Annotated in this window: 10 protein-coding genes; 6 read left to right on the plus strand and 4 right to left on the minus strand. The window is 71.8% G+C overall.

The annotated features are described in order from the left end of the window. Positions 1 to 53: 53 nt before the first annotated feature. From OHS58_RS11005 to OHS58_RS11015, 3 genes are all read left to right on the plus strand, one after another. Complete coding sequence (locus OHS58_RS11005; protein WP_328648141.1) at positions 54 to 1,487, plus strand: cellulase family glycosylhydrolase; 1,434 nt, start codon at positions 54 to 56, stop codon at positions 1,485 to 1,487. A 30-nt stretch (positions 1,488 to 1,517) separates the two neighbouring features. Then, positions 1,518 to 3,320 (plus strand): glycoside hydrolase family 6 protein, encoded by a 1,803-nt coding sequence (locus tag OHS58_RS11010; RefSeq protein ID WP_328648142.1) that lies wholly within the window; start codon positions 1,518 to 1,520, stop codon positions 3,318 to 3,320. Between the two features lie 82 nt (positions 3,321 to 3,402). Beyond that, positions 3,403 to 4,164, plus strand: a complete 762-nt coding sequence (locus OHS58_RS11015; protein WP_326949944.1) for a GH12 family glycosyl hydrolase domain-containing protein — start codon at positions 3,403 to 3,405, stop codon at positions 4,162 to 4,164. On the opposite strand, the gene OHS58_RS11020 is transcribed toward OHS58_RS11015, so the two are convergent. Continuing rightward, positions 4,148 to 4,684 (minus strand): GNAT family N-acetyltransferase, encoded by a 537-nt coding sequence (locus tag OHS58_RS11020; RefSeq protein WP_328648143.1) that lies wholly within the window; start codon positions 4,682 to 4,684, stop codon positions 4,148 to 4,150. The two genes, OHS58_RS11015 and OHS58_RS11020, sit on opposite strands and share 17 nt — an antisense overlap. Before the next feature lie 48 nt (positions 4,685 to 4,732). Then, positions 4,733 to 6,004 carry an ABC transporter substrate-binding protein gene (locus tag OHS58_RS11025; RefSeq protein ID WP_328648144.1) on the minus strand — a complete coding sequence of 424 codons (1,272 nt, stop codon included), beginning with the start codon at positions 6,002 to 6,004 and terminating at the stop codon, positions 4,733 to 4,735. A gap of 194 nt (positions 6,005 to 6,198) precedes the next feature. On the opposite strand from OHS58_RS11025, the gene OHS58_RS11030 reads away from it, so the two are divergent. Next, positions 6,199 to 7,215: a LacI family DNA-binding transcriptional regulator gene (locus OHS58_RS11030; RefSeq protein ID WP_328648145.1), complete on the plus strand. Its 1,017-nt coding sequence runs from the start codon at positions 6,199 to 6,201 to the stop codon at positions 7,213 to 7,215. A 54-nt stretch (positions 7,216 to 7,269) separates the two neighbouring features. Here OHS58_RS11030 and OHS58_RS11035 read toward each other — a convergent pair whose 3' ends face one another. Continuing rightward, positions 7,270 to 8,331 carry a lytic polysaccharide monooxygenase gene (locus OHS58_RS11035; RefSeq protein WP_328648146.1) on the minus strand — a complete coding sequence of 354 codons (1,062 nt, stop codon included), beginning with the start codon at positions 8,329 to 8,331 and terminating at the stop codon, positions 7,270 to 7,272. 186 nt (positions 8,332 to 8,517) lie between these two features. Here OHS58_RS11035 and OHS58_RS11040 point away from each other — a divergent pair, with 186 nt between their 5' ends. Beyond that, positions 8,518 to 9,750 (plus strand): AGE family epimerase/isomerase, encoded by a 1,233-nt coding sequence (locus OHS58_RS11040; protein ID WP_328648147.1) that lies wholly within the window; start codon positions 8,518 to 8,520, stop codon positions 9,748 to 9,750. Positions 9,751 to 9,798: 48 nt separating this feature from the next. Next, positions 9,799 to 10,791: an L-glyceraldehyde 3-phosphate reductase gene (gene mgrA, locus OHS58_RS11045; protein ID WP_328648148.1), complete on the plus strand. Its 993-nt coding sequence runs from the start codon at positions 9,799 to 9,801 to the stop codon at positions 10,789 to 10,791. On the opposite strand, the gene OHS58_RS11050 is transcribed toward mgrA, so the two are convergent. Beyond that, complete coding sequence (locus OHS58_RS11050; protein ID WP_328648149.1) at positions 10,788 to 11,918, minus strand: cellulose-binding domain-containing protein; 1,131 nt, start codon at positions 11,916 to 11,918, stop codon at positions 10,788 to 10,790. The two genes, mgrA and OHS58_RS11050, sit on opposite strands and share 4 nt — an antisense overlap. Between the last annotated feature and the right edge of the window lie 316 nt (positions 11,919 to 12,234).

Below are 12,234 nucleotides of genomic sequence, written 5' to 3' on the forward strand. Positions count from 1 at the left end.
TTTCACGTGAAAGTGCCGTCCCCAGGTGGGCACTTTCACGTGAAAGTGCCGCTTTGGGCACCGGCACCGGGTACTGGCACGCGTCCGGTTCCCAGCTGGTCGACGCCACCGGCGCGCCGGTCCGGATGACCGGTGTCAACTGGTTCGGCGCCGAGACCGGCAACTACTCGCCGCACGGCCTGTGGAGCCGCAACTACAAGGACATGCTCGACCAGATGGCGAGCCTCGGCTACAACACGCTGCGGCTGCCGTACTCGAACCAGCTCTTCGACCCGGGCGTCAAGCCGAACAGCATCGACGCCGTCCAGAACCCGGACCTGCAGGGGCTTTCCGGGCTGCAGGTGCTCGACAAGATCATCGGCTACGCCGGCACCAAGGGCATGCGCGTGATCCTCGACCAGCACCGGCCGGACTCCGGCGCGCAGTCCGCGCTCTGGTACACCAGTGCCTACCCCGAAAGCCGCTGGCTGTCCGACTGGACGATGCTCGCCCAGCACTACAAGGGCAACACCACGGTGATCGGCGCCGACCTGCACAACGAGCCGCACTCGATCCAGGGTGGCGGCGGCGCGTGCTGGGGCTGCGGGGACACCGCGACCGACTGGCGCCTCGCCGCCGAACGCGGCGGCAACGCCGTCCTGTCCGCGAACCCGGACTGGCTGGTCATCGTCGAGGGTGTCGACTGCGTCAGCGGCACCGGCGACCCGCAGTGCGGCTGGTGGGGCGGCAACCTCTCCGGCGCGCGGCAGTTCCCGGTGCGACTGTCCAAAGCGGACAAGCTGGTCTACTCGGCGCACGAGTACGCGACGTCGGTGTTCGCCCAGCCGTGGTTCTCCGACCCGGCGTTCCCGGCGAACCTGCCCGCGCTGTGGGACCACTTCTTCGGCTACCTGCAGAAGCAGAACATCGCGCCGGTGCTGCTCGGCGAGTTCGGCACCACGCTCGCCGACCCGCGCGACAAGGTCTGGCTGCAGGAGCTGATGAAGTACGCCGGCACCGGCGTGACCGGGATGAGCTTCACGTACTGGTCGTGGAACCCGAACTCCGGGGACACCGGCGGCGTCCTCAACGACGACTGGACGACCGTCAACCAGGCCAAGCAGGCGATCCTGCAGCCCTACCTGATCCCGCCGGTCGGGGGCGGCGGTGGCACGACGGATCCGCCGCCCGCGGTGAGCTGCGCCGTCACCTACCACGTCGACAACACGTGGCAAGGCGGCTTCGTCGCCTCCGTGACGCTGAAGAACACCGGCACCACCCCGCTGAAGACCTGGGCGCTCGGCTGGACCGCGGCGTCCGGGACACAGATCACCGGCGGCTGGGGCGCCACCGTCACCCAGTCCGGCGCGCAGGCGACGGCGAAGGCGCCCACTTGGGCGCCCGACCTGGCCGGCGGCGCCTCGACGTCGATCGGCTTCCAGGCGACCGGCGCCTCGACCCCGAACCCCAGTGGCTTCGCCGTCGGCGCGACCGCGTGCACCACCTGACCCGTCAACAGAACAGAAGGAGCACACTCGATGAAGAGTGAATTCTGGTCCGCGAGGAGGAAGTCACGGCTCGCCGTGGCGTCCTCGGTGACGGCCGCGGCCGTCGTGGCCGGTCTGGTGGTGGCCGGCGGCAGCCCGGCGGTCGCCGCCACCGGCTGCAAGGTCACCTACACCGTCAACCAGTGGGACACCGGCTTCACCGCGAACCTCGCGGTGACCAACCTGGGCGACGCGATCACGTCCGGCTGGAACGTCGAATGGGACTTCGGCGGCAACCAGCAGGTCCAGCAGGGCTGGAGCGCGACGTACAGCCAGAGCGCCAAGCACGTCAGCGCGAAGAGCCCGACCTGGGCCCCCACGCTGGGGACGAACGCGAGCGCGAGCTTCGGCTTCAACGGCTCCTACTCCGGTACCAACGACATCCCGGGGTCGTTCTCGCTCAACGGCGTCCACTGCGACGGCGGCACGGGCACCCCGACCACCACGCCGACGACCCCGACCACGCCGACGACGCCCACCACCCCGACCACGACGACCACCCCGCCCCCGGCGGGCACGCACGTGGACAACCCGTACGCCGGGGCCAAGGGGTACGTGAACCCGGACTGGTCGGCGTCGGTGACCGCGGCGGCCGCGGCCAAGGGCGGCACGCTCGGCACCCAGATGGCGAAGGTGGCCAACACCTCCACCGCCGTCTGGCTGGACCGGATCGCGGCGATCGAGGGCACGTCGAGTGCCCGCGGGCTGCGCGGGCACCTCGACGCGGCACTCGCCCAGAGCAGCGGCGGCACGCCGGTGACGATCCAGATCGTCGTCTACGACCTGCCCAACCGCGACTGCGCGGCGCTGGCGTCCAACGGTGAGCTGCAGGCGGGCTCGGGCGGTCTGGCCCGGTACAAGAGCGAGTACATCGACCCGATCGCCTCGATCCTGTCGGACTCGAAGTACGCGCCGCTGCGGGTCGTGGCGGTCGTCGAACCGGACTCGCTGCCCAACCTGATCACCAACACCGCGACGGCCAAGTGCGCCGAAGCGCAGTCGACCGGGGCCTACACCCAGGGCATCCAGTACGCGCTGAACAAGCTGCACGCGATCTCGAACGTCTACAACTACCTCGACATCGCGCACTCGGCGTGGCTGGGCTGGGACAGCAACTTCGGCCCGTTCGTCAACCTGGTCAAGCAGACGCTCCAGGGGACGACCGCCGGGGTGAACAGCATCGACGGCTTCATCAGCGACACGGCGAACTACACCCCGCTCACCGAGCCGAACCTGCCGGACTCGAGCCTCAACGTCGGCGGCCAGCCCCTCCGGTCGGCCACGTTCTACCAGTGGAACCCGTACTTCGCCGAGGTGCCGTTCGCCACGGCGATGTACAACGCGTTCGTCGCCGCGGGCCTGCCGAGCGGCATCGGCATGCTGATCGACACCTCCCGCAACGGCTGGGGCGGCTCGGCCCGGCCCACCGGCGCGTCGGGGTCCACTGTGGACAGCTACGTGAACTCCGGCCGGATCGACCGGCGGCTGCACCGCGGCAACTGGTGCAACCAGAGCGGGGCCGGCCTGGGCGTGCGGCCCACCGCGTCGCCCGCGGCGCACTTCGACGCCTACGTCTGGATCAAGCCGCCGGGTGAGTCCGACGGCGCGAGCCAGCAGATCCCGAACGACGAGGGCAAGGGCTTCGACGGGATGTGCGACCCGGCCTACCACGGCAGCGACCAGGCCAACGGCGGCAACCTGACCGGCGCCCTGCCGAACTCGCCGCTGTCGGGCAAGTGGTTCGAGGCCCAGTTCGAGCAGCTGGTCCAGAACGCCTACCCGGCGGTGCAGTAACAGATCTCCCGGGCCGGGCGGTGCCTGCGCAGCCGCCGTCCGGCCCGGGTTTCCACCTGTCCGCAACCCGGAAGGAGTCTCCATGAACAACCGGCTACGAGCCACAATGGCGTCGTTCGGAGCCACGGCCGTGCTGCTGTCCGGCGGTGTCGTGCTCACCGCCCCACCGGCGGCCGCGGACACGCAGCTGTGCGACAAGTACGGCTCGCTGCGCATCCAGGGTGGCCGCTACATCGTGCAGAACAACAACTGGGGTGACGACACGACCCAGTGCCTCTCGGTGTCGGCCACCGGCTTCAGCGTGACGACGGCGTCGCACAACCGGCCGACGAACGGCGCCCCGGGCAGCTACCCGTCGGTCTACGCCGGCTGCCACTACGGCAACTGCAGCACCGGCAGCGGCCTGCCCCGCCAGGTCCGCTCGCTCGGCTCGCTGACGTCCCGGGTGGACTACGCGACCGTCCAAGCCGGACAGTGGGATGCCTCCTACGACGTCTGGTACGACCCGGCGCCCAACCCGGCCGGGCAGAACACCGGCGCCGAGGTGATGATCTGGGGCAACCACCGCGGGGCCCCGCAGCCGGTCGGCAGCGTCATCGGCACCGCGCAGCTGGCCGGCGCGACGTGGAACGTCTGGTTCGGCAACATCGGCTGGAACGTCATCTCCTACGTCCGGACCAGCGGCACCGACAGCCTCGGCGTCAACCTCACGGAGTTCACCCGTGACGCGGTGAACCGGGGCAAGATCAGCGACGCCTGGTACCTGACGAGTGTCCAGTTCGGCTTCGAGCCGTGGCAGGGCCAGACCGGGCTGGGAGTGAAGACGTTCAGCCTGTCGGGCTGAGGTCCTTCCGGAACGTCATCCGGTCCAGCCCGGGCCCGTCGTAGTCGGGCTGGACCGGTCGCCCTTCGAACTCCGCCGGCCCGGGTTCGGTGACGAACCCCATCCTGGTGTGGAACGCGTGCGAACCACTGTTCCGCGGCGACGTGATCGCCCGGACCACCGTGCGTCCGTGCGCCCGGCTGTGGGCGAAGAACCGCTCGTAGAGTTCCGCGCCCAGCCCGCTCCCGCGCTCCGCGGGGTCGACGCCGACGAAGTGGATGTAGCTCTCGTCCGGCCGCGACTGCGACAGGAACCCGATCAGGAACGCGACGATCCGCTCGTCGGCCGTCACCAGGAAACTGCTGTCGCCGAAGTGCTGGAACATCAGCCTCGGCAGGAGGAGGGCCCGTTGCCGCATGCCCTCCTCGCCGCCGAGGCCGCCCCACCAGTCGTCGAGGACGGCCAGCACGGGCAGGTGGTCGGCCGGGCCGGGACGCCGGATCCCGAGGTGCGGCCAGGGCGCGGGCAGGGGAGTCGTCATACCCGGCACCCTGCCCGCTCCGGTGCGTGCGTTCCACCGGATTTCCGGTCAGGGCACGACCTGGGCCGCACCCAGCTTCACCTGCTGCCAGACGGCGGCGGGGTCCGCACCCTGCTCGACGGCCTTGAGCGCCGGCGCGACGACCGTCTCCTGGATCTTCCCGTCGCCGGGGCCCTTGTACTGTGGCTTCCCGACCTTGCGGGCCTGCGCGACGAAGACCTGCCCGCTCAGCGCGCCGCCGAAGTAGCCGTTCATCTCGCTGAGCAGGTCGGGCGAGGTGAAGGCGTCGACCTGGCTGGGGAAGTTCCCGCTGGCCCGGAACGCGTGCAGCTGCTGCTCCGGCGCGGTGAGCCAGGCGGCCAGCGCGGCGGCCTCCTTCTGGTGCGGGCTGGTCGCCGGCACGGTCAGGTAGGAGCCGCCCCAGTTGCCGCCGCCGTCCGGGAAGGCGTCGGTGATCGCCCACTTGCCCGCGTTGGCCAGCCCGGCCTGCTGCTCGATGGCGCCGAGCATCCACGAAGGACAGACCTTCGTCGCGAACGTCCCGGCGCGCAGGCCGGCGTTCCCGTCGTCGGCGAAGGCCGTCAGCCCGGCCGACTGGCCCTGCCGGACGGCGGTGGTGACCTGGTCCCAGGCGGCCGCGAGCGCGGTGTTCGTCTCGAACGTCGGGCGGTCCTGCCGGTCGAGGTAGCCGACCGGGAGCTGGTTGACCATGGCGTTGAAGTTCTGCGCGGCGGAGTCGAACCACGCCTTGCCCTTCGAGCGCTTGACGTACCGCTCGCCCGCCTTGAAGTAGCTGTCCCAGGTCGCGAACATCGTCTTCACCGAGCCGGGGTCGGTCGGCAGGCCGGCGGCCTCGAGGAGGTCCTTGCGGTAGCACATGGCGAGCGGGCCGATGTCGGTCCCGTAGCCGACGAGCTTGCCGTCCTTGCCGATCCCGGCCTCGTACTTCCACTCCAGCCAGCGCCCGGGCTTGACGTCGGGCGGGCCGATCGCGGCCAGGTCGGCGAACTTCGCCGACTGCGCGAGCACGTCGGCGAGGTGACCTTCCTCGACGGCCTGGACGTCGGCGAGGCCCTGCCCGCTCTGCAGCTTGGCCAGCAGGTCCTGGTGGTACGGGCCGCCCTGCTCGGTCCGGACCTGGCGGATGGTGAGCCCGGGGTGGGTGAACTCGTACCCCGGGATCAGGTCGTCGTAGCCGAACTGCCCGAACGTCGCCAGCGTGAGCGTGAAGCGCTCGGGCGTGGCGGGGCCGCAGCCCCCGGTCAGGACCAGCAGGACGGCGGCCGTGGCGGCCGCCAGTGTTCTTCGGACTTTCCTCACGTGTGCGCACTCCCGATTCGCGACTCGCGCTCGCACACGAGGGTGGGAGCGCTCCCGTGGCGAGTCTTGTTTCCGCGGCCGACGGGTGTCAAGGTGGGCGACTGCGGGTGTCCGGACGGACACGGGTACGCGATGAATCGGTCAAGCCCTGGGGTCGAGTTCTTGTGGCGCAACGGGTCCAGTGGAGGAGCGCGATGAAGCGTCCGACGATCACCGACATCGCCCGCGAGGCCGGGGTGTCCAAAGGGGCCGTTTCCTACGCCCTCAACGGCCGCCCCGGCGTCTCGGAGGCGACCCGGCACCGGATCACCGCGATCGCCCGGGAGCTGGGCTGGGCGCCGAGCGAGACCGCGCGGGCCTTGTCCGGCGGCCGGGCCGGTGCGGTCGGGATGGTGCTGGACCGGCCCGCGGACGTCCTCGGCGTCGAACCGCTCTTCCTGGCCCTGCTCACCGGGATCCAGCGCGAGCTCGGGCCGGCGTCGCTGATCCTGCAGGTCGCGCCGGACCACGCCACCGAGCTGGAGGTCTACCGGCGCTGGCACGGCGAGCGCCGGGCCGACGGCGTGCTGCTGACCGGCCCGCGCCGCGACGACGACCGGATCGCCGAGCTGCTGCGGATCGGCCTGCCGGCGGTGGCGCTGGGCGGCCCGCTCGGCCGCCCGGGCGTCCCGTCGGTGCGGGTGGACGACACCGCCGCGGTCGGCGAGGTCCTCGGCTACCTGGCCGCGCTCGGGCACCGCCGGGTCGCGTGGGTCACCGGGCCGGCGGTGCTGGTGCAGACGCGGGTGCGGGCCGAGGCGTTCGCCGCGGCGGCGGAGCGGCTGGGCCTGCCCGCCGCCCGGACCGTCCACACGGACCACTCGGCCGAGGCCGGCGCGAGTGCCACCACCCGGCTGCTGGCCGCGGCCCGGCCGCCGACCGCGCTGCTGTTCGACACCGACGTCCTCGCCGTCGCCGGCCTAGCCGCGCTGCGCGAACGGGGCTTGGCCGTGCCGGGCGACGTCTCGGTGGTGGCGTGGGACGACTCGGTGCTCTGCCGCCTGGTCCGCCCGGCGCTGACGGCGGTGCGGCGCCCGGTCGCGGAGTTCGGCGCGCTCGCGGTGTCGGTGCTGCGCGACCTGCTGACGGGCGGCGACGCGGGCGACGTCCGCACGGCCCCGCCGGCGCTGATCACCCGCGGCAGCACCGGCCCGGCCCCGTCGAGTCCGTGAATGCCACATCGAGGGACACCACGTCCCTCGATGTGGCATTCACGGACTTCGGCGTCAGGTGCCCTGGCAGGTGGGCGACGGCTGGGCCGGGTTGGTGCCGGTGGTGTTGACGACCAGGCCGAAGGTCGTCTCGCCGTCCGGCGGGATCCGGCCGTTCCAGTCCGCGTTGCGGACCGTGACCACCGAGCCGGACTGGCTCAGCGTGCCGTTCCAGACACTGCCGACGGTCTGGCCCGTGGGCAGCGTCCAGCCCGCCTGCCAGCCGGAGTACGCCGTGGTGCTGTGGTTCATGATCGTCACCGTGGCCTGGTAGCCGCCGCTCCAGGTGTTGGTGATCTCGTACATCGCCATGCACGAGCCGCCGGTGGGCGGGGGCGACGTCGGGGTCGTCGGCGTGGTGGTCGGGGTGCCCGGGTCGTGCACCCCGGTGACCTCGCCGTGCCCGCCGTCGAACGTGACGTCCGAGCAGCCGTAGAACGTCTCGGCGCTGTCGGAGCGCTTCCAGACCGAGTAGATGACGTGCCGGCCCGACTTGCCCGACGGCAGCGCGCCGGTCCACTTGTACTGGCCGTCGACGGTCCCGACCTGCCCGGTCACCGCCGGGTGGTCGACGGTCAGGAACGGCTGGTCTTCCAGCGAGTCCCAGGTCAGCGGCTGCGACGGGTCCCAGCCGTCCTTGGTCACGTAGGTGTAGAACCAGCCCGGGTGGGCCGCCCACGCGTTGTAGGAGAAGTCGAACGCCGCCCCGGCGGTGAGGTGGGTCAGCGGCCAGTCGCCGACCTGGTCGAACCCGGCGTAGCCCGGGTTCCCGCCGGAGCACAGCTTCCCGTCCGGGATGAAGCCGCGGGTGCGGCCGGCGCCGTCGGAGCGCAGCACGGCGAACCAGTTGTACAGCGAGTTGGCGCCGCTGGTGGCCACCGCGGCCGAGCAGGCGGGGTTCTGCGGGATGATCTGGCCGGTCGAGCTCAGCCCGTCCTGCCAGCACAGGAACGTCCGGCTGCCCGGTTTCATCAGCGCGCCGTGCGCTTCGGCGGTGCCCGTGGTCAGCAGCACGGCGGTCAAGCTCGCCAGCAACACGGTGACGGCGGCGAGGATCGTACTTCGTCTCCTGGTCACGTCGGTCCCTTCGTCGGGTACGGGCGTCGAAGACTGGGAGCGCTCCCATTACAGGGTACGCGGTGGCGGCGGCTCGCGGAACATCCGGCGAGGGGGCGGGTGACCCGCGCCCGAGCTTTGGCATACCTTGGGAAAGGCGGCCGATCACCCGGGCCGGCCGGTCGAGAAAGGCAAGGTTGTCGGAAAGTGGACATTCCGTCTTCGGTTCCCGCCTGGGTGCGGGCCGAACCCGCCCGGCTGCTCGGTTTCGCCGCTCCGGCGGCCCACCCCGCGGGCGGCTTCGCCTGGCTCGACGACAGCGGGCACCCGGTCCTCGACCGGCCCGTCGAAACGTGGATCACCTGCCGGATGACGCACGTCTTCGCGCTCGCCGCGTTGCAGGGCGTGCCGGGGGCGGCCGAGCAGGTCGCGCACGGCGTCGCGGCGCTGACCGGGCTGCTGCGGGACCCGGAGCACGGCGGCTGGTTCGCCACGGCGACCGCGGCCGGCCCGGTGGACGCGGAGAAACGCGCGTACGAGCACGCGTTCGTCGTGCTGGCGGCCACGAGCGCGGTGGCCGCCGGGGCCGACGGAGCGGACGCGCTGCTGGCCGAAGCCCTCGACGTCGTCGACCGCCGGTTCTGGGAAGCGGGGCCTGGCCGGGTCGCCGACGTCTGGGACCGCGGCTGGACGCGCCTGGAGACCTACCGAGGCGCCAACGCCAACATGCACACCGTTGAAGCGCTGCTCGCTGTCAACGATGTCACCGGCGACCCGGTCTGGGCCGCCCGCGCGTTGTCCATTGTGGAGCACCTGGTGCACGGCGAGGCCCGCGCGCACGGCTGGCGCCTGCCGGAGCACTACGACGCGGACTGGCACGTGCGGCTGGAGTTCAACCGGGACGAGCCCGCGCACCCGTTCCGCCCGTTCGGGGTCACCATCGGGCACCTGCTCGAGTGGTCCCGGCTGGCGGTACACCTGAAGCGCGCGCTCGGCGCCGCGGCACCCGAGTGGCTGCTGCCGGACGCGGAGGCGTTATTCGCCACGGCGGTGCGGGACGGCTGGGCCGTCGACGGTCACCCGGGCTTCGTCTACACGACCGATTTCGACGGCGTCCCGGTGGTGCGCAACCGCCTCCACTGGGTGGTGGCCGAGGCGATCGCCGCCGCCTGGACGCTGCACCAGGAGACCGGCGACCCGGAGTACCTGGCCCGGTTCGAAGAGTGGTGCGAGCACGCCGAAGCGTGCTTCGTCGACCGCGAACGCGGGTCCTGGCACCACGAGCTGGACCCGCGCAACCGCCCCGCCGCGACGGTCTGGGCGGGGAAGCCGGACGTCTACCACGCCTACCAGGCGACGCTGCTGCCCGTGCTGGCGCCGGGGGTGTCGTTCGCCGGGGCGCTGTCCCTCGACCGGGGCGCGGTCGCCGAAGGAAGCTGATCACGCCCGTAGACTGCGGGGGTCTTTTCCCTCCCGACAAGGAGAACCATGTCGCCTTTCGTCGCCGCCGGAGACCGCTACGCGGGCATGCCGTACCGGCGGGCCGGGCGCAGCGGGCTCAAGCTGCCCGCCGTGTCGCTCGGCCTGTGGCACAACTTCGGGGACGACAAGCCCCTCGACGTCCAGCGGGCGGTGCTGCGGCGGGCGTTCGACCTCGGGGTGACGCACTTCGACCTGGCCAACAACTACGGCCCGCCGCCGGGTGCGGCCGAGGCGAACTTCGGCAGGCACTACGCGGCCGACTTCCGGCCGTACCGCGACGAGATCCTGGTGTCGTCCAAGGCGGGCTACCTGATGTGGGACGGCCCGTACGGCGAGTGGGGTTCGCGCAAGAGCGTCCTCGCGAGCCTCGATCAGAGCCTCGCCCGCACCGGTCTGGACCACTTCGACATCTTCTACTCGCACCGGCCGGACCCGGACACCCCGATCGAGGAGACCATGGGGGCCCTGGACACGGCGGTGCGGTCGGGGAAAGCGCTCTACGCGGGCATCTCCAACTACTCGCCCGAGCAGACGGAAGCCGCGCTGCGGGCGTTGCGCGAGCTCGGCACGCCGCTGCTGATCCACCAGCCGTCGTACTCGATCCTCAACCGCTGGGTCGAGGACGGCCTGCTGGACACCCTGGCCGAGCACGGCGTCGGCTCGATCGCGTATTCGCCGTTGAGCCAGGGCCTGCTGACGGACCGCTACCTGGACGGCATCCCGGCCGACTCCCGCGCCGCGGGGGCCAGCCCGTTCCTGACCCAGGACCGGATCACCGAGGAGACCCTGGGCCGGATCCGCGCGCTGAACGACGTCGCCGAACGGCGTGACCAGTCGCTGGCGCAGCTGGCGATCGCCTGGATCCTGCGGCGCGGCCGGGTGACGTCGGCGCTGATCGGGGCGAGCAGTGTCGCGCAGCTGGAGAACACGGTCGCGGCGGTGGCGAACCTGGACTTCACGGACGAGGAGCTGGCGGAGATCGACCGCATCGTGGCTTAGCAGCCGATCCGGGCGGGGCCGGTGGCGACGTCGTCGAACCACAGCGTGTCGGGGTCGGTGCCGTAGCTCTCCCAGCCCAGGCGCAGGTCGGTGAGCGACGGGTGCCAGGCCCGGGCGAGCCACTGCTGGTCGACGTCGGGGGTCGGTACGCCGTCGACGACCAGGCCGGGGACCTCGGCGCCGTCCAGCCAGGTCCGCAGCTGCCCGCCGGGGCCGTCGACCTCGAACTCGAAGCACGACCAGGTCCCGGTGGCCAGCGGCACGCTCTGGGCGACGCCGGCCGGGCTCTGCGCGGGCAGGGTCGCGTCGTCGGACTCGCGGTTCCACTGCAGCGCCCGGTTCTGGCCGCCGGCCCGCAGGTCGCGGCCGCCGTCGGCGGTGTCCCGCATGGCCAGGAACGCGACGTGCCCGGCCGGCAGCGGCGTCGTGTGGCGGACCCAGAACCGGCCGTACCGCACGCTCCCGGCGGCCAACGTCGTGCCGAGGAAGGCGTGGTTGCAGTACCCGCCCTGCCCGGTGACCTTGACCGAGCGGGTGCCCGAATGCGCGACCGTGCTGTCGACGGTGACCGTTCCGGTGCCCTGGCAGTTCGCCGCGCCGACGGTCCACCGGCCGCCCGGTGTCGTGCCGGTCTGCTGCTCGAAGTCGTCGCAGACGTCGGCGCACCCCGCGGGCGGCGGCGAAGAAGTGGTGGTGGTGGTGGTGGTGGTCGAAGTGGGCGGGGCGTCGCCACCGCACGAGACGCCGTTGAGCGCGAAGTCGGTGGGCACCGGGTTGGTACCGGAGTAGGTGCCCTGCAGGCCGAACGTCACGGTGCCGCCGGCGGGCAGGGACGCGTTGTAGGACAGGCTCTCCGCGGTCACGGCCGTGCCGGACTGGTGGACGGTGGCGTTCCAGGCCGACGTCACGGCCTGTGTGCCCGCGTAGTGCCAGGAAAGGGTCCACGATGAGAGCGCGGTGGCACCGTTGGTGACGGTGACCTGGGCGGTGAACCCGGTCGCCCACTGGTCGACGCGGTAGTCGACGCCGCAGGCGGGGGCGGCGGCGGCCGGACCCGCGGCGAGGACCGCGGAGGTGCCCGCCGCGGCGAGGCAGAGCCCGGCCAGGGCACCGGCGAACCTCTTCATCGGGCTTCCTTTCCCGGTGAACGGGACAGCGGACACGAGCAGGGGCGCCGTAGCGGAAGCCACGGCGCCCCTGGTGTTTCGTGGTCACGGTCTGGTGATCGTGACCTGGCATGGGAGCGCTTCCAGCCGACGAGAAGGTAACCCCGCCGTATCGTCGTTGTAAAGCGCGACCCGGACGCGGCCCGACCCGGTGGACGGCTTTCCGGGGCCGTTTCCCCGAGGTCGGCCACTGAACACTCCTGAACGGCCGAACCCGTTGGCGGCAAAGAAATGTCTCCGTCGCGCTGCGCCACCGGTGGAAGCGGGCGGATGCCGC

This window comes from Amycolatopsis sp. NBC_00348, from assembly GCF_036114655.1.
GTDB lineage: Bacteria > Actinomycetota > Actinomycetes > Mycobacteriales > Pseudonocardiaceae > Amycolatopsis.